The 17492-nt window shown below is 71.7% G+C and carries 14 protein-coding genes; 5 read left to right on the top strand and 9 right to left on the bottom strand.

The genetic code is table 11. The annotated features are described in order from the left end of the window. Positions 1–13 precede the first annotated feature (13 nt). Positions 14–1957 carry a glycosyltransferase gene (locus tag B0I33_RS15205; protein ID WP_106179387.1) on the bottom strand — a complete coding sequence of 648 codons (1944 nt, stop codon included), beginning with the start codon at positions 1955–1957 and terminating at the stop codon, positions 14–16. A 79-nt stretch (positions 1958–2036) separates the two neighbouring features. After that, a complete protein-coding gene (locus B0I33_RS15200; protein ID WP_106179386.1) occupies positions 2037–2480 on the bottom strand; it encodes a GtrA family protein in 444 nt (147 codons plus the stop codon). A gap of 103 nt (positions 2481–2583) precedes the next feature. On the opposite strand from B0I33_RS15200, the gene dprE1 reads away from it, so the two are divergent. Beyond that, on the top strand, positions 2584–3963 hold the full coding sequence (gene dprE1 / locus B0I33_RS15195; protein ID WP_425440478.1) for a decaprenylphosphoryl-beta-D-ribose oxidase: 1380 nt from the start codon (positions 2584–2586) through the stop codon (positions 3961–3963). Next, complete coding sequence (gene dprE2 / locus B0I33_RS15190; protein WP_106179384.1) at positions 3960–4715, top strand: decaprenylphospho-beta-D-erythro-pentofuranosid-2-ulose 2-reductase; 756 nt, start codon at positions 3960–3962, stop codon at positions 4713–4715. Before dprE1 ends, dprE2 begins: the two co-directional genes overlap by 4 nt. A gap of 50 nt (positions 4716–4765) precedes the next feature. Here the strand turns inward: dprE2 and B0I33_RS15185 are convergent, their stop codons facing one another. After that, a complete protein-coding gene (locus B0I33_RS15185) occupies positions 4766–6901 on the bottom strand; it encodes a hypothetical protein (protein ID WP_106179383.1) in 2136 nt (711 codons plus the stop codon). A gap of 56 nt (positions 6902–6957) precedes the next feature. Between B0I33_RS15185 and B0I33_RS15180 the strand changes: the two genes are divergently transcribed. Then, complete coding sequence (locus B0I33_RS15180; RefSeq protein ID WP_106179382.1) at positions 6958–7422, top strand: hypothetical protein; 465 nt, start codon at positions 6958–6960, stop codon at positions 7420–7422. Positions 7423–7494: 72 nt separating this feature from the next. Beyond that, positions 7495–10281, top strand: coding sequence for an arabinosyltransferase domain-containing protein (locus tag B0I33_RS15175; protein ID WP_106179381.1), 2787 nt, complete (start codon positions 7495–7497; stop codon positions 10279–10281). On the opposite strand, the gene B0I33_RS15170 is transcribed toward B0I33_RS15175, so the two are convergent. The 4 genes from B0I33_RS15170 to B0I33_RS15155 all read right to left on the bottom strand — a co-directional run bounded on the left by B0I33_RS15170 (position 10272) and on the right by B0I33_RS15155 (position 14123). Beyond that, positions 10272–11198: a decaprenyl-phosphate phosphoribosyltransferase gene (locus tag B0I33_RS15170; protein ID WP_106179380.1), complete on the bottom strand. Its 927-nt coding sequence runs from the start codon at positions 11196–11198 to the stop codon at positions 10272–10274. The genes B0I33_RS15175 and B0I33_RS15170 overlap by 10 nt on opposite strands. Next, the gene (locus B0I33_RS15165) at positions 11195–11773 is read right to left on the bottom strand and encodes a phosphatase PAP2 family protein (RefSeq protein ID WP_106179462.1); all 579 of its coding nucleotides are present in this window, start codon (positions 11771–11773) and stop codon (positions 11195–11197) included. Before B0I33_RS15165 ends, B0I33_RS15170 begins: the two co-directional genes overlap by 4 nt. Further along, positions 11766–12998, bottom strand: coding sequence for a UDP-galactopyranose mutase (gene glf / locus B0I33_RS15160; RefSeq protein ID WP_106179379.1), 1233 nt, complete (start codon positions 12996–12998; stop codon positions 11766–11768). Before glf ends, B0I33_RS15165 begins: the two co-directional genes overlap by 8 nt. A 219-nt stretch (positions 12999–13217) precedes the next feature. Then, positions 13218–14123 (bottom strand): LLM class flavin-dependent oxidoreductase, encoded by a 906-nt coding sequence (locus tag B0I33_RS15155; RefSeq protein WP_106179378.1) that lies wholly within the window; start codon positions 14121–14123, stop codon positions 13218–13220. Between the two features lie 66 nt (positions 14124–14189). On the opposite strand from B0I33_RS15155, the gene B0I33_RS15150 reads away from it, so the two are divergent. Then, positions 14190–15005, top strand: coding sequence for an HAD family hydrolase (locus B0I33_RS15150; protein ID WP_106179377.1), 816 nt, complete (start codon positions 14190–14192; stop codon positions 15003–15005). A 5-nt stretch (positions 15006–15010) separates the two neighbouring features. On the opposite strand, the gene B0I33_RS15145 is transcribed toward B0I33_RS15150, so the two are convergent. Further along, positions 15011–15736: a lysophospholipid acyltransferase family protein gene (locus B0I33_RS15145; protein ID WP_106179376.1), complete on the bottom strand. Its 726-nt coding sequence runs from the start codon at positions 15734–15736 to the stop codon at positions 15011–15013. Between the two features lie 34 nt (positions 15737–15770). Next, on the bottom strand, positions 15771–17447 hold the full coding sequence (locus B0I33_RS15140) for a glycosyltransferase family 39 protein (protein ID WP_245900692.1): 1677 nt from the start codon (positions 17445–17447) through the stop codon (positions 15771–15773). Positions 17448–17492 lie beyond the last annotated feature (45 nt).

The following is a 17492-nucleotide window of genomic DNA, read 5'->3' as shown; positions in this document are numbered from 1 at the left end:
CCGGGCCGAGAGCTCAGAGGCCGTACAGGCGCGTCCAGTTCTCCCTGCTGGTGAGCTGCGGCATCGCCCGGTGGTACTGCGCCTGCACGGCACGCCCCTCCTTGCGCAGCCGGTTCAGCACCCTGGCCGCGCGCTTGGCGAGGTCGAACATCAGCTGCCGGTCGTACCGGCGCACGCGCACACCCTCCTGCGAGGCATCGGTCACCACGGCGGTCGCGAACTGCGACACGTGCCACCAGGTCGAGTCGTCGTGCGGGATCATGCCGAGAGCGTGCTTGTGCCTGCCCGCGATCCGGTCGACGATCGTCTTGGCCAGGTAGAACCGCTGCAGGAACGGCCGGGGCGCCGTGTTGTGGATCGTCAGGTCCGCCGTGGCGATCCCCGGCACGTCGGTGGCCGGGTGCCGCTTGGTCTCCGGGTACCGCGTGCGGATCTCCCGGATCTCCCGCATCGCCGCGGCCCCGCCGTCGTGCAGGATCTCCGGACCCTCCAGGAAGTCCTCCACCGCCTTGATCAGGGTGGCCGTGAGCCCGTACTGCATCCCCAGCAGGTAACGCACGACCTGCGCCAGCAGCACCCTCGTCAGCAGGTTCAGGTCGAACGGGCTGTGCAACGCCGCGGTGATGATCGAGTTGCGCAGGTTGAAGTACCGGTGCCACTCGTCCCAGTCCTTCCAGTGGAAGTCGGCGTGCCACACCCCCGCGCCGGGCAGCGTCACGGTCGGGAAGCCGTGCTTGCGCGCCCGGTAGCTGTACTCGGCGTCGTCCCACTGGAAGAAGAACGGCAGCGGGTAGCCGATCTCCCTGACCACCTCGTACGGGATCAGGCAGGACCACCAGCCGTTGTACTCCGCGTCGACCCTGCGCTCCTGCCGGTTCGGCTTGCCCGTCTCCTCGTCGACGCCGAGCAGGTCGGCGGTGGACAGGCTGTGCGGCACCGGCTTGCCCGGCTCCAGCGCGTTGAGGTGCGCGTACTCGGCGCCCACGTGCAGCTGGTCGGGGTGCAGCAGGTTCAGCATCTGACCGCCGACGATCACCGGGTGCACCACCCGGTTGGAGAACGCCGTCAGCCGGATCACCAGGTCCGGCTCCAGCAGCACGTCGTCGTCCATGAACAGCACGTTCGCGTGCTCGGTCCGCGTGTTCCCCGCGACCTCGTACAGCCCGCGGGTGAACCCGCCCGCGCCCCCGAGGTTGGGCTGCTTGAGGTAGTGCAGCCGGTCGCCGAGCCGCTCGGCGACCTCGGCGAAACCCTCCCGCGAGTCGACGGTGTCGGTGCCCTGGTCCGCCACGTAGATCGCGTCGAGCGTCTCCAGCGCGGGCAGCGAGTCGGCGAGCGCCTTCAGGTTGCCGAGACAGTCGTCGGCCCGGTTCATCGTGCAGATGGTCACCGCGGTCGGGCGGATGCGGTCGGGCGGCTCGACCGTCCACCGGACGTCCGACACCGCGAGCCGCTGCCCGGCCTCCGTCTCCAGGTCCAGCCACAGCGCGCCACCGTCGAGGAACTTGTCGATCGGCGCCGTGAGGGCCACCTCGGCTCCGTCGGCTTCGCGCGCGTCGTGCACGGTGACCGTCCTCGGTACACCGTCCGGATCGGACGCCCGCAGCGCGAGCCTGCCCGATCCGGTCACGGTGGCGGTCACGGTGACCGCGTCGACGTGTGTCCACCGCTGCCAGTAGGCCGCGGGGAACCGGCCGAAGTACGTGTTGCCCGACACCCGCGCGGCCGGTTCCAGGGTGATGCGCTCGCGCTCACGGGTCACCGCGCCGCCGAGCACCTCCGCGTAGAGGTCCTTGCTGACCAGCCCGGACGGCCCGGCGAAGAGGCCGCGCTGCGCCAGCAGCGCCGAGTGCGGCGCGCGCTCGGCGAAGAGTGCCTGTCCTGCTGGCTCACTGCCCGCGGTCTTCCCGTTCGCCTGTGCCTGCCGAGCGGTGGCCGGTGCTGGTTTGCCGGGCATGTGAACTCAGTCCTCCGAGGGAAGAATCAAGCGGGATGCCCAGAAGGTACAGGGCGATTAGGAGGTCGTGACACGGACGTCAGGCACGCGTCTCGCGGAACACGACCCACTTCAGCATCACGAAATTGATCATGGTCGCGGTGCCCTGCGCGATGACCCACGCGAGCACGACCCGCCACCGGAAGTCCGGCACAAGGTGCAGCGCGAGCGCATTCGTCCCCACGTTGACGAAGAACGTCACCGTGTAAAGCAGCATGAATCCGCCGAGCTGCCCGGCCCCGCCATTCCGCGCGGCCGCGAAAGTGAAACGCCGGTTAAGGAAATACGCGGTCGTGGTACCGGCGATGAAACTGATCGCCTTCGCCAGGTGCACCCACGTGCCGACCTGCAGCAACGCCGAGTAGATGCCGAAGTCGACCAGCGCGCAGAAACCGCCGATGAGCACGAACCGGACGAGCTGGGCGAGCAGGCCCGGACTGGGCGGTCGGGCGGCCGGGCTCGCCTGCGGGTCTGTCGCCACCACTGCTGTTCCTCACCGACCGGGGACGGATTCCGCGAGTGAGTCTAGGAAATGTGGAGAAGCGGTCACCGCCGGGCCACATCTCGATGTGGTTACCCTGTTCCGGGTGAGCGATGTGACTCCCGATCCCCATCTCGAACGGCGGACCCTCACCGGCTGGGCCCGCACGGCCCCGACGGTCGCGACCGTGCTGCGCACGCGCGACCCCGAGGTCATCGCGAAGGCCGTCGTCGAGGCGGGCGAGCGCGGTGTGATCGCCCGCGGGCTCGGCCGGTCCTACGGCGACCCCGCGCAGAACGCGGGTGGCCTCGTCGTCGACATGACGGCTCTCGACCGCATCCACGCCATCGACCCGGACTCCGGCCACGTCGACGTGGACGCGGGCGTCAGCCTCGACGCGCTGATGCGGGCCGCCCTGCCGCACGGGCTGTGGGTGCCGGTGCTGCCCGGCACCCGGCAGGTCACGGTCGGGGGCGCCATCGGCTCCGACATCCACGGCAAGAACCACCACACCGCGGGCAGCTTCGGCAACCACGTCGTCTCGATGGAGCTGCTGACCGCCGACGGCACCGTCCACACGCTCACCCCGGACGGCCCGGAGGCCGACCTGTTCTGGGCCACGGTCGGCGGCAACGGCCTCACCGGCATCATCCTGCGGGCCACGATCGCGATGACGCACACCGAGACCGCGTACTTCGTCGCCGACCTGGACCGGACCGCGGACCTGGACGAGACGATCGCGCTGTTCAGCGACGGCTCCGACGACCGGTACGACTACTCCTCCGCGTGGTTCGACTCGATCTCGACCGGCCGCAACCTCGGCCGGGCCGCGTTCGGCCGGGGCTCGCTCGCGAAGCTCGAGGACCTGCCCCCGAAGCTGCGCGCGAACCCGCTCAAGGTCGACGCGCCGCAGCTCGCCACGCTGCCGGACGTCTTCCCGAACGGGCTCGCCAACAAGCTCACGTTCAGCGCGATCGGGGAGCTGTACTACCGCAAGACGCCGAAGCGGGCGCGCGGCGTGATCCAGAACCTCACGCAGTTCTACCACCCGCTCGACCTCTTCGGTGAGTGGAACCGCGCGTACGGCCCGAAGGGCTTCCTGCAGTACCAGTTCATCGTCCCGTTCGCCGCCGAGGACGAGTTCAGGCGCATCGTGCGGCGCATCGCCGAGTCGGGGCACGTGTCGTTCCTCAACGTGTTCAAGCGGTTCGGCGAGGGCAACCGTGCCCCGCTGTCGTTCCCGATGCCGGGCTGGAACATCTGCGTCGACTTCCCCATCAAGGAGGGGTTGGGCCGGTTCTGCCGCGAGCTCGACGAGGCCGTGCTCGCGATGGGCGGCAGGCTCTACACGGCGAAGGACTCGCGCACCGGCCCCGCCGAGTTCGCCCGGATGTACCCGCGGCTCGACGAGTGGCGCAAGATCCGGCAGTCCGTCGACCCCGACGGTGTTTTCAAGTCCGACATGGCCAGGAGGCTCGAACTGTGATCGACGCGGTCGGCAACCCCCAGTCGCTGCTGCTGCTCGGCGGCACCTCGGACATCGCGCTGGCGATCGCCGAGAAGTACCTCACCGCACGCCCGCTGCGGGTGGTGCTCGCCGCCCGGCCCTCGTCGCGGCTCGACGCCGCGGCCGAGCGGCTCCGGTCCGCGGGCGCTTCGGTGTCCACAGTGGAGTTCGATGCCACGGACACCGCTTCGCATCCCGCCGTGCTGGACAAGTGCTTCGCCGACGGCGACATCGACGTCAGCGTGGTCGCGTTCGGCCTGCTCGGCGACGCCGAGGAGGCGTGGCAGGACCACGCCAAGGCCGTGGAGCTGGCCACCGTGAACTACACCGCCGCCGTGTCGGTGGGCGTGGCGCTGGCGGAGAAGCTGAAGAGGCAGGGGCACGGCGCGGTGATCGCGCTGTCCTCCGTGGCCGGGGAACGCGTCCGCCGCTCGAACTTCGTCTACGGGTCCACGAAGGCCGGTTTCGACGGCTTCTACCTGGGGCTCGGTGAGGCGCTGCGCCCGCACGGCGGCACGGTGACGGTGGTCCGGCCCGGCCAGGTGAAGACGAAGATGACCGAGGGCATGGGCAAGGCACCGCTGGAGCAAGCGCCCGAGCAGGTCGCCGACATCGCCGTCGACGCGGTGCGCAAGGGCAAGGACCTGGTGTGGGCTCCGCCCGCGTTCCGGTTCGTGATGTCGGCACTGCGGCACGTGCCGCGACCGATCTTCCGCAAGCTGCCCCTCTGACGGCTCGTGCGTGAGGAACGTGGTTCTCCCGACGTTCCTCCCGCACGAGGTCACCTGGGCTGGCTGAACCAGTACCCGAACGACGTGTACTCGGGGTACGGGCTCAGCAGCGGGCGGACCGGTTCGAGCTCGACGGTCACCGACTCACCTGTGACGGCATCGCCGGGCACGGTGAACGCACGGTGCCGCCACTCCTCGCTCCGGTGGAACCGCCAGGTGCCCACGTCGGTGCCGTCGACCCGGACCCGGACCTCCCGCTCGACCCCGGGCGCCAGCGTGCGCGCGTGGATGGTCAGCGGTTCGCCAGGGGTGAGCCCGCCGGCGGTGAACCGCTCGCCGCCCACGATGACGCGTCCGCTGTCGACCACGTCGCCCTGCCTGCGCAGCACCGTGTCCGGTTGCAGGCCGGGTTGCGCCATCCGCGCCGTCCAGCCGTGGGCTTCCTCGCCCGCGAGGTCCCCCGTGTTCAGATAGTCCTTGATCTCCCCGGTGACACCAGGGGGCGGCGCGTCGCCGGTGCCGGCGAGCCGCCAGTCGGCACGGAAGACGTGCAGCTCCCGGAACGGCACGATGCTGAAGCCGTCGAGCGCGGGTGGCGTGCGCACGTGGAACGTGATCAGCGGACCCTCGCCGAACAGGCCCGCGTCGAACAGCGGCTGCATCGGCGGGCCAGGGCGTTCCTCGTAGACGGCGAAGTAGTCCGGCCGGTCGGCCTCCGGGAGCCGGCGCAGCGCCTCGTAGAGCGCCCCCGTGCCGTTGTTGGCGGGTTCCGCGAGGCCGTTGGTGGTCAGGCCGATCAGGTCGACCGTCCGGCGGCCGCCGAAGTAGGCCACCGCGCCGACGTCCTTCACACCGACCACGGCATCGGGCGGCAGGTTGCCGCTGACCCACGCGCCGACGGACACGTCCGTGTCCCGGATGGTGGCGGCCTGCCTGCCCAGCTTCACCGCCCACGCGGGCAGCGCGAGCAGCGAGAACAGCAGCGCGACGACGAGCACGGTGTGCAGTGCGGCCCGCCGGGCCCGTGCCCCGGCCAGCAGGCGGGTGAGCGCGTGCACCCCGCAGACCGCGAACAACACGAACAGCGGGAGGAACGGCTGGAGGTAACGCAGCTCGTGGATGAGCGCGGTGGACAGCGTGGCGGCGGCCACGAGCACGCCTGCCAGGCCGAGGCTCAGTGCCACCAGCAGCGGCCGCCACTCCCGCCGGGTCACCAGCAGGTGGCCGAGGCCGCCCACGGCGAGCAACAGCAGCCCGGGGAACGCGAAGTCCTGCTCGTTGAGCCCCGCCAGCGCGTCGACGAACCCGCGCACGTTCGCGACCGTGCGGTCGACGAACTCGCCGAGGAAGAACTGCGGGCGGTCGTGCAGGTGCGACTTCGCCCGCACGCCGTTCGCGGTCGCCGTTCCCGTGGCGAGCAGGTAGAAGGCGTACTGCCCGGCTCCGGCGGCCACCGGGAGCAGGCTCCACGCCGCGGCCCCCACGCGCCGCCGCTCGCGCAGCACCGTCCACAGCATCGCGCCCGCGATCAGGACGGCGACCACGAGACCCTCCGGCCGGACCAGCGCCAGCAGCGCGCCGAGCACCGGGGTGACCCGGAACCGGGCCAACGGCCGCTCCCGCACGAAGGCCAGCACGGTGCCGGTGAGCAGCAGGGCGGTGAGCCCGACCTCCATCCCGCTCGCCGCGCCCCACAGCAACGGCCCGCTGACGGCGACGAGGATCCCGGCCCAGACGCCCACCGTGCGGCTCGCGAACGTGCGGCCGAGCCGGTACACGACGGCCGTGGTCCCGGCGAGGCACCCGATGCCGAGCACGACGGCGAAGGGCAGCAGGAGATCGCCACGGAAGCCGACGAGGTGACCCGCGCCGAGCACGAACGCGTAGAGCAGGCTGCTCGCGCCCGTGCTCACCGGATCACCCGGGTGGAACTCGAAGAACTGCCCCCTGCCGATCTGGGAGCCGTACCGCAGGTGGATGTAGACGTCGTCGAGCGGGGCGATCAACTTGCCCTGGTTGTAGGCGAGGTCGAAGCCGACGAACACGCCGCCGAGCACCAGCGCGAGGCCCGCGACCAGCCAGGCCGCCCCGTCGCGCCGCGCCAGGAAGCCGCGCGAGGACCCCGGCCCCGCCTCGCCGGAGCGGCCGGTCTCCCGCGTGTCCGCGTCTTTCGCCACCGCGGTCATGCCTCCCCTTCCCCGTAGACTCGGCAACACATCAGGAGGACCGGCCTGGGGGGATCGTGTTGGTCGCACTGGGACACCTGCTGCGCAACGAGGCTCGCATGCTCGCGTGCATCGGCCCGTTCGTGTTCCGGCGTCGTCGCACCACTCCACCCGGGGTCACGGCGGTCGGTTACGCGCGGGCACAGGTACCCCTGCTCGTGGTCTTCGCCGTGGTGACGCTCATCGAGGCGCTGCTGTTCCTGCTCCTCGATCTCGGCCCGGTGGTGGACACGATACTCGTCGTCCTGCCCGGCTACTCGTTGCTGTTCACCGTCGGCATGCTCGCCGCGACGGTGGTCCGCGCTTCGGCCGTCCGCGTCGAGGGCGGCGAACTTGTGCTGAAGCCGTTGTTCGAGACGAACCTCGTGGTGCGGTTGCGCCACCCGGCGCCGGTCTCCCGGCCGCTCGGCCGAACGGCGGCGGTTTCGATACTCCGGTGCTACGCAGACGAACCAGACATACTGCTCACCGCCGTGCGATAAACGGCGAGTCGGACTCGGCAATGTCACCGCCCCGTTACGAATCGGCATCGGGTCCTGCTTAAGGTGCCTACGATGGCCGCTCGCCGATGGATCCTCGCGGGGCTCGGAACACTGTCCGCGCTGACCGCCGTTCTCTTCGCGCTGGCACCGGTGGAGCAGGACGAGACGACCTACCGGTGGCCTGCGGACGGCACCGCCGAGAGCACCCTGCTCCCGCTCTTCCCGTACCAGCCCGAACGGCTCGACGTGACGATCGGCTGCCCGGCTGTCGAGGCGACGGGCGGGGGCGGCCTGGTCCTGGCGACCACCAGCGATCCGGATGACGGCGGCCTGCGCGTCGAGAACCGCGGCGGTACCGTCGCGGCGTCGCTGCACGGGTCCACCGTGGCCACCGCCGAGCGCTGCGACTGGGCCGTGCACGCCGGCCCGGCCGGGACGACGGTGTCGGCTGGCGGCGAGGTCATCGGGCACAGCGCCGCCCGGCCCGCGGTGAACGGGCTGTTCACCGATGCCCGCGGCAGCACGGACCTGCGCGTGTCGGTGACGCCCGACACCGGCTACCAGTCGAGTCCGAGCGTGCTGAAACTCGCCCTCGGCGCGCTCACGGTGGCGAGCGTCGGTGCCCTGCTCCTGCTGCTCGCCCGGTGGGAACGTCCGCACGTGCGGCGGGTGCGGCTGCTCCCGCCCGGCTGGTGGCGGCCGAGGGGGCCGGACCTGCTCGTCGCGGCCGTGCTGGCCTGCTGGGTGCTGATCGGGGCGTTCACCGTCGACGACGGCTACATCCTCACGATGCTGAAGGCCGCCGACGACACCGGCTACATCGGCAACTACTTCCGGTGGCTCAACGCGCCGGAAGCGCCGTTCGGCTGGTTCTACGAGCTGTACCGGCCGCTGGTCGCCGTGAGTGCGGCCGCGTGGTGGCTGCGGCTGCCCTCGCTGCTGCTCGGGCTCGTCGGCTGGCTGCTCGTCGACCGGCTGCTGCTGCGCCGGTGCACCGCGGCACCGGGTCCCTGGGTGCGCTGGAGCGCCGCGGTCGCGTTTCTCGCCTGGTACGTGCCGTTCGACGTCGGGCTGCGCCCCGAGCCGTGGATCGTCGTCGGCTCCCTCGTGGTGTTCGCGCTGGTCGAACGCGCGCTGGCGACCCGGTCGAGCACTCCGCTCGCCCTCGGTGTCCTGGTCGCGGGCGCCACGCTCGCCGTGACCCCGACCGGGGTGGCGGCGTTCATGCCGTTCGTCGCCGCGTCCCCCGCCCTCGTCCGGCTGCTGCGCGGGCGGTGGCTGGTGTCCCTCACCACGCTGGCCGGCACGGGTGCCGCCGCGCTGCTGTTGATGTTCCACGACCAGTCGTGGCACGCGGTCCGCGAGGCCACCGAGGTACGGACCCGGATCGGGCCCAGCCTCGGCTGGCGGGACGAGCCGAAGCGGTACGAGGCCCTGCTCGACCCCACGGTCGTGGAGGGCGCGCTGAACCGGCGGGTGCCGGTGCTGCTGACGTTGCTGGCGATCGTGGCGCTCGCCGTGCTGCTGCTGGCCCGCCGGGTCCCCGGTCTCGCCGCCGGGCCCACGCGCAGGCTGCTGGCCGGCAGCGCGCTGTACCTCGTCGCGCTCGCGTTCACGCCGACCAAGTGGACGCACCACTTCGGCGCGCTCGCTGGTCTCGGCGCGCTGCTCGTCGCCGTGCTCGTGCACACGATCGCGCGCGGGGCCCTGCGGGCGGCGTGGCAGCGGGCCGCGCTGCTGGCACTGGTCGCCGGGGTGGCCGCGCTGGCACTCCGGGCGCCGTCGCGGTGGTGGTACTTCTCGAACGTCGGCGTGAAGTGGGCCGACGTCCCGCCCGCGATGGCGGGTGTGCCGCTGTCGACGGCGGTGCTCGGCGCCGGGCTGGTGCTGGCGGTGGCCGCCCTGTTCGTGCGCCGCGTCTCGCCGGGGCCGTGGATCGTGGCCGGATTGGTCGGCACGCTGCTGCTGGAGCTCGGCACGATGGCGTACGCCGTCGCCGACCGCTGGGACACGTTCACCGTCGGCAGGGCCAACATCGCCTCGCTGGCAGGCGGCAGCTGCGGTATCGAGGACTGGATGCAGGCGGAGCCGGACCCGGCCGAGGGCCTGCTCACCCGGGTCGCGGGACAGGCTGCCGCGCGCGGCGGCTTCACCGTCAACGGCGAGCAGCCGGAGGGACTGGCGCCGCCCGAGCCGTACGGCACCGCCCGGTACCCGGTGTGGACCGGTACGGGATCGCTGCGCACCGGGTGGTACCGGCTGCCGGAGCGCGCGAGCGACGCGAGCTCGCCGCCGCTGGTGGTACCCGTCGCCGTAGACGGGCGCGCCCGGCTCCGGGTGGAGTTCGGTGGCGCGGACGGCTCCGTCCGCTGGAGCGAGCGGATCGAGCTGTCCTCCGCCCAGGGCGAGTGGGAAGACGCCAGGCTGGATCCCGGCGCCGCGGAGCGGGTCCGCCTCGTGGCGAGCGCCGAGCGGGGCTGGCTCGGCATCGGCACTCCGCGGCTGCCCCGCGTGGTGCCCTCGCTCGAACTCGTGCCCGCCGCCGAGCCGGTCACCCTCGACTGGATCTCGCCGTTCATCCTGCCGTGCCGGGAACCCGCCTCGGTCCAGGACGGGCTGACCCAGCCGGTGCGCTACCGGTTCACGTCGAGCCTCGACCCGCACGACATCGGCCTGATGTCCGACGACCATGGCGCGGGGGGCCCGTACGCGCCGCTGGTGCAGGTGGCCGAACACCAGCGGGTGCCGACCTACCTGCGCGGCGACAAGCTGCGCAAGCCGGTGCTGATGTACCGGTTGACCTATCCGGTGCCGCTGCGGGATGTCGCGGTGTCCGGGACCCGCTCCGGTCAGAGGTAGATCGACAGGACGAGGGTGACCACCCAGGACGCGCCGAGCACCTGCAGGACGCGGTCGCGGAGGGCGATCTCCTCCGGCTCCCCCGCGTTGCCGCCGTCCACGTCGACCGCGTACCGCAGCACCGCGACGACGAACGGGACGATGGAGATGACCGCCCACACCGACTCCGGCAGCCTGTGCTGCTGCTCGAACGCCCACAGGCAGTAGGACATGATCAGGATCGCCGCGGACGTGGCCCACACGAACCGCAGGTAGCTCGCCGAGTACTTCTTCAGCGACGAGCGGATCTTCGCGCCCGTCCGTTCGAAGAGCATGATCTCCGCGTAGCGCTTGCCCGCGACCATGAACAGCGAACCGAACGCGGTGACCAGCAGGAACCACTGCGACAGCGCGATGCCGGTCGCGACACCGCCCGCGATCAGCCGCATCAGGAATCCGGAGCCGACGATCGCGAGGTCGACCACCGGCTGGTGCTTGAGACCGAAGCAATAGCCGAGCTGGATGGCCTCGTAGACGAGGAGCACGATCAGCAGCCGCCAGTCGGCAAGCAGGCTGATCGCGACTCCGCCCGCGAAGAACACGACCGCGGCGGCGTACGCGAGCGGCACCGGGACGATTCCCGCCGCGATCGGCCGGTTGCGCTTCGTCGGGTGCGCCCGGTCGGCCTCGACGTCGACGGCGTCGTTGATGAGGTACACCGAGGAGGCGACGAACGAGAAGGCGACGAACGCCACCGCGGCGTCGAGCAGCACCTGGCCGTTGCCGATCTGGCCTGCCGTGAACGGCGCCGCGAGGACCAGGACGTTCTTCACCCACTGGCGCGGCCGGGCCGTTCTCGCGACGCCGGCCACCGTGGCGAAGGGACCCCTGCTGGCGGGGGTCTCCCGGATCTCGGCCCGCTCGGTCGTCTCACTCATCGTGGTTTCGGCTTCCGTGATTTCAGCTTGCGGCGGAGCAGCCCGCCGGTCACGCCGCCGAGGACGGCACCGGCGAGTACGTCGGTCGGGTAGTGCACGCCGAGTACCAGCCGTGAGGCCAGCATCGGCGGAACAAGCGCCGGAACGAGGTTACGCCCGGTCAGCTCGGAGTACAGCACGGCGGCCGCCGTCGTGGAGGTCGCGTGCGACGAGGGGAAGCTCAGCTTGCTGGGCGTCCCCACGCCCACGGTGACGCTCGGATCGTCGGGGCGGGGTCTGCGGACGACGCGTTTCACGGCGATCGAAGCGGCGTGCGAGCCCACGACTCCCGCCGCGGCCGTCAGCCAGTCGGCCCGGCGCCGCCGGTCCACGGCGGCGCCGAGCAGGCCGAGCGCGAACCAGCCCGCGCTGTGCTCCCCGAAGTGGGACAGCACGCGGGCGGCCCGCACGGACGACGGGGTGGCGATGGCCCGCTGGATCCCCACCAGCACCTGGACCTCTCGTGAGTGCGGAACGTGGTGAGAACGACGTTCGTCACGCACGGCCACCCGGGCACCCGGCTTCTTCCTAAACATCGGCCCCGCCGTCACCGCCGTCGAGCGGGGCGCCGTCGGACAGGTGCGGGGCGACCTTGTTGTCGAACATCGACAGCGCCGACCCGATCGCCATGTGCATGTCGAGGTACTTGTACGTGCCGAGCCTGCCCCCGAAGACGACGTTGCGCTCCCGCGCCTCGGCCTTCGCCAGCTCGCGGTAGCGCTCGAGCTTGTCGCGGTCCTCGGCCGTGTTGATCGGGTAGTACGGCTCGTCGTCGTCGGAGGCGAAGCGCGAGTACTCCCGGACGATCACGGTCTTGTCCGCCGGGTACTCCCGCTCGGGGTGGAAGTGCCGGAACTCGTGAATGCGGGTGTACGGGACCTCGATGTCGTTGTAGTTCATCACCGAGGTGCCCTGGTAGTCGCCGGTCGGCACGACCTCCTGCTCGAAGTCGAGCGTGCGCCAGCCCAGCCTGCCCTCGGAGTAGCCGAAGTAGCGATCCAGCGGTCCGGTGTAGACGATCGGGGTCCCCTCGGGGATCGCCTCGCGCACCTCGAAGAAGTCGACACCCAGCCGCACCTCGATGTTCGGGTGGTCGGCCATGCGCTCCAGCCACGCCGTGTAGCCGTCGACGGGAAGGCCCTCGTAGGTGTCGTTGAAGTACCGGTTGTTGAAGTTGTAGCGCACCGGCAGCCGCGTGATGATCGACGCCGAGAGCTCCTTCGGGTCGGTCTGCCACTGCTTGGCGGTGTAGCCACGCACGAAGGCCTCGTAGAGGGGGCGGCCGATCAGCGAGATCGCCTTCTCCTCGAGGTTCTGCGCGTCCTTGGTGTCGATCTCGCTGGACTGCTCGGCGATGAGCGCACGCGCCTCGTCGGGGCTGTGCGACTTGCCGAAGAACTGATTGATCAGGTGCAGGTTCATCGGGAATGTGTAGACCTGCCCCTGATACTTCGCGAACACCCGATGTTGGTAATTCGTGAAGTCGGTGAACTGGTTCACGTAGTCCCACACCCGCTTGTTGGACGTGTGGAACAGGTGCGCGCCGTACCGGTGGACCTCGATACCGGTTTCGGGTTCCGGTTCCGAGTAGGCGTTGCCGCCGATGTGGTCCCGCCGCTCGAGCACGAGGACACGCTTGTCCAGCTGGCTGGCCACGCGTTCGGCGATGGTCAGTCCGAAAAATCCGGAACCGACGACAATCAGGTCGAATCCGGCGAATTCGTCTCTGGTGATCTCTGCGGAGTTCGTGTGCGCGCTCACGGGCGAAAAGGCTACCGGCGTGCCGTGGCGCCATTTCACCGCCCGTCCGCTAACGCCGTCCGCCCCCGTCGCGGGGCTCCGGGGACGGCTCCCGTGCGGCGCGGCTGCCCCTGCCCGCCGCACGGGAACCACCCATCCCCGCACCCCCGGGGGTCGCTCTCCGCGCCTGTACGGGGACCGACGCACCGCGCGGCCGGGCGGTTCCCGGCCGCCCCGAAGTCACTCTTCCGGGTCGCCTGGGGCGGCACGACCCTGCAACGCGGGCAGCTGCTCGTCGACCACCTGTTCGAGCACGCTCTCCCGGCCCTGGTACGGGGTGCCGCTGCGCGGCCAGTGCACGACGAGGTCGGTGAACCCGAGCTCGGCCGCCCGCCCGGCCGCGTCGGCGAAGGCCTCAGCGCTCGACAGCGAGAACACCGGCGCCGCGTCGAGCGACACGTACCGGTGCACCTCCGCCCGACCGCGGCCCTCCCGCTCCAGCGCCTCGTCGAAGCGCCGGGCGAGCTCCGCGACGGAAGCCCACCACGCGTCCTGGTCGTCGGTGTACCTGCCGGTGGTCACCCAGCCCGCGCCGAACCGGGCGGCCACCCGCATCGTGCGCGGGCCGTTGGCGGCGATGAGGAACGGCAGGCGGGGCCGCTGCACCGGACCGGGCAGGTTCCGCGCGCCGCGGATCGTGTAGTACTCGCCCGAGTAGTCGTACCTGTCCGTCATCAGCAGCCCATCGAGCGCCGCCACGAACTCGGCGAACCGGTCCGCGCGTGCCCGGTTGCCGAGTTCCGACTCGCCGAAGACGCTGGTGTCGTAGCCGAGCCCGCCCGCGCCAACGCCCAGCACGAGCCTGCCGTCGGCGAGGTCGTCGACGGTGATGAGCTCGCGCATGAACGGCAGCGGGTGCCGGAAGTTGGGCGAGGCGACGAACGTGCCGAGGCGGATGCGCGACGTGACCATGGCCGCCGCGCTGAGGGTCGGCATCGCGCTGAACCACGGCCCGTCGACGAGCGAGCGCCAGCCGAGGTGGTCGTACGTCCAGGCGTGGTCGAACCCGTACTCCTCGGCCGCCCGCCACTTGGGCTCGGCCGCCCACCACCGGTCTTCCGGAAGGATCACGATGCCAACACGCACGGCGCCACACCGTATCGGTGCTGCACGACACGCGGGAGCACGGGCTTGTTCTGGGAAACTGGACACGTGGAGAAACCCCGGCTGATCGCCTCGGACGTCGACGGCACGCTGCTCACGCCGCTCGAACACCTGACCGACCGCACCGTCGACGTGGTCAGCAGGGCCGCCGACGACGGCGTGCCGGTGATCCTCGTGAGCGGGCGCCCGCCGCGGTGGATCCCGCACGTCGCCGAGCAGGCCGGGCTGACCGGGTACGCGGTGTGCGCGAACGGCGCCGTGCTGTACGACATCGGCGACGACCGCGTGCTCGACGTGCACGGGCTGCTCGACCCGGTGCTGCTGCACGACGTGGCCGAGGCACTGGAGCACGCCCTGCCGGGCTGCCGGCTGGCCGCCGAGCGCGTCGGCACCAGCGCCGTCGACCCCGGCGTGCCGAACTTCGTGATCGAGCCCGACTACCACAACCCGTGGGGTGACGGGGAGGGTTCGACGGCCACGCGGGCCGAGGTGCTCGGGCACGCGGCGGTGAAGCTGCTGGTCAGCCACCGGCACATGACGTCGGACGAGATGGCCCGCGCGGCGCGCACCGTGCTCGACGGCACCGTGGACATCACGTTCTCCTCCGGCGGCGGGCTCATCGAGCTGGCCGCGCACGGCGTCACGAAGGCCACCGGGCTCGCCGCCGTCGCACAGCGGCTCGGCATCGACCGGGAGCGGACGATCTCGTTCGGGGACATGCCGAACGACCTGGAGATGCTGCGCTGGTCCGGCCACGGCGTCGCGGTCGCCAACGCGCACCCGGAGGTGCTGGCCGTGGCCGACGAGGTGACCGCGCCCAACTCCGAGGACGGCGTCGCCCAGGTGCTCGAACGCTGGTTCTGAGGCGGTCAGGAGTCGAGGGCGGCGGCTTCCTCGGGGGTCGGCGCGGTGCCGCCCAGGTGGGCGGGCAGCCACCACCGGTCGTCGGCGGAGGCCGGCCGCTCCGGGTACTCGGCCTGCAGTCCGTCGAGCAGTGCCTGCATCCGCCGCCGCAGGTCGGCGGAGCGCTCCTCCGGGTCGTCGCCGGCCCCGGGCCGGAACGGCTCGCCCGCGCGGATCAGGATCGGCACGTGCCGCTTGGTGAGGGTCCGGGGGCGGCCCTTCGTCCACAGCCGCTGGGTGCCCCACACCGCCATCGGCACCACGGGGACACCGGCGTCCGCGGCCATCCGGACGGCGCCCGACTTGACCGGCTTCACCGTGAACGACCGGCTGATCGTCGCCTCCGGGAAGACGCCGACGACCTCGCCACCCCGCAGCCGTTCGACCGCCTCGTCGTACGACGCCTTGCCCGCCGACCGGTCCACCGAGATGTGGCGCATGCCGCGCATCAGCGGTCCCGCGATCCGGTTGGCGAAGATCTCCCGCTTCGCCATGAACCGCACCAGCCGCTTCGCCGGCTGCGCACCCAGCCCGCAGAAGATGAAGTCCAGGTAGCTGACGTGGTTGCAGGCGATCACCGCGCCGCCGGTGCGCGGGATGTGCTCCGTGCCGTCGACGCGCAGACGGTTGTCGAGCACCTTGAACATGAGCTTCGCCGCCAGCACGACGGGCGGGTACACGAGTTCGGCCACGCACTCGACGCTACCCGAGGGTAACCGTTCGAACCTACGGTCGCGTATGTTGCGGTGCACACGGCCGGTACGCGAACGCCGGATCGGCGCCGAGCGCCTCGATCAGCGAGGCCGCCCGGTTCCGGCGCAGGTACAGCAGCACCCACTCGTCCGTCCCGGCCCGCTGGAAGTTCGCCACCTCGTACAGGCCCGCGTACGCCGGGTCGGCACCGCACCGCTGCCGCTGCGTGTAGCCCGCGGCCGGGACGGCGACGGCGGGCCTGCGGACGTTGACCACGTAGTCGTAGTCCGTCCGCGTCTCGCCGTCGGACTCGCCGTCGCGGGCGATGTGCTCGTCGGTCCGGCCGCGCACGTCCACCACGATCAGCTGCGTGCCCGCCTCGTACGCGAGCGCGCCGCTGGCGTACGCGCTGACCACGGTCGCCGCCGGCAGCCGCTCCCCGAGCCACGCCCCGATCTCGGCGAGCTCGCGCGTGTCGTCCCGCAGCGCGTGCAGTGCCGACAGCATCCGCGGGTGGGTGATGCTCACCAGCAGCGACAGCGCGCACACCCCCACGGCGACGACGGGCAGCACGCGCCGCCCCGCCAGCCGGAGCTCCCTCGGCACCGGCGAGGGCCCGCTCGCGGCCGCCAGGACGAACACCCCGTAGGCCGCCGCCGCGGCCACGGCCAGCAGCGGCGGCACCACCGCCAGCAGGCGCCAGGCGGGCAGCTCGCCCCCGCCCGCGAGCAGGGTCAGCCCGGCGAAGCCCGCGGCGAGCACCAGGAGCAGCCACACGAGCGAACGCGCCCGCGTCACCGGTTCGGCCGGGGCGCCGCGCCGGTACCGCAGGGCGGCCGGCGCCGCGGCCCCGAGCAGCAGAAACGCCTGGTAGGCCACCGCGAACGAGGAGAGGTAGTGCCAGCCGTCCGCGAGTTGCCCGCCGAAGCCCTGCTCGGTACGAGCCGCCACCGCGTTCGGCAGCAGGTAGCCGTAGTAGGTGACCCGCCACGCCGTCCACGGCACCACCAGAACGAGGGCACCGAGCGCGTAGCCTGCGGGCGCCCACCCGTTCTCCCGCCTGCGCAGCGCGGCGAGCAGCAGCCAGCCGCCGACGACGATCGCCAGCACGGCGCCCTCGGGCCTGGTCATCATGGCGAACGCGGCGAAGACCCCGGCGACGACCGGTCTGCGCGCGGCGAGCAGACCACACACGGCCAGCACGAGCAGCAGGAACAGCGGCGTCCCGAGCCCCGAGGCACCGTAGGCCGCGAGCGAGCCCGCCCCCGCGGTGAGGACCGCGGCGAGCACGCCGAGAGCGGGCAGCCCCGGCCCGGCGGGCTCGGCGATCCGCACGATCCGGTTGGTCACGAAGTACGCCAGGAGAACGGTGCCGAGCGTGCAGAGCACCCCCAGCGTCACGGCGGTGGCCGCCACCTCGGTGCCGAACAGCGCCCTGGGCACCGCCAGCACGGCCATCCACAGGAAGTCGGCGTAGCCCTCCACCCGCTCGCCGTGGTTGAACACGGGCCCGGCGCCGCCGGCGAGCTGCTCGGCATACCGGAACGTCACGTACGCCTCGCCGGGCACGGTGGCGAAGAGGAACTGGTGCGCGGCCGAGAAGCCGAGCGCGAGCAACACGGCGACCGCGCGCCAGCCCGCGCGCGTGTTGACCTGGCGCCAGGCCACGACCACGAACGCGGCCAGCGCCAGCCACACCACCGTCGTCACGTACTCCACCTGGGTTCCCCCACCTCCTCGCGGTTTCGCACGCAG

The organism is Prauserella shujinwangii (assembly GCF_003001955.1).
Classification (GTDB): Bacteria; Actinomycetota; Actinomycetes; order Mycobacteriales; family Pseudonocardiaceae; genus Qaidamihabitans; species Qaidamihabitans shujinwangii.
The sequence above is the reverse complement of the archived record's forward strand: the minus strand, read 5'-3'. Positions and strand labels throughout refer to the sequence as shown.

Coding starts and splice junctions, on each gene's coding strand:
- B0I33_RS15170 (WP_106179380.1), bottom strand. CDS start 11,198: ATGAGTGAGACGACCGAGCGGGCCGAGATCCGGGAGACCCCCGCCAGC.
- B0I33_RS15175 (WP_106179381.1), top strand. CDS start 7,495: ATGGCCGCTCGCCGATGGATCCTCGCGGGGCTCGGAACACTGTCCGCG.
- B0I33_RS15205 (WP_106179387.1), bottom strand. CDS start 1,957: ATGCCCGGCAAACCAGCACCGGCCACCGCTCGGCAGGCACAGGCGAAC.
- B0I33_RS15165 (WP_106179462.1), bottom strand. CDS start 11,773: ATGTTTAGGAAGAAGCCGGGTGCCCGGGTGGCCGTGCGTGACGAACGT.
- B0I33_RS15185 (WP_106179383.1), bottom strand. CDS start 6,901: ATGACCGCGGTGGCGAAAGACGCGGACACGCGGGAGACCGGCCGCTCC.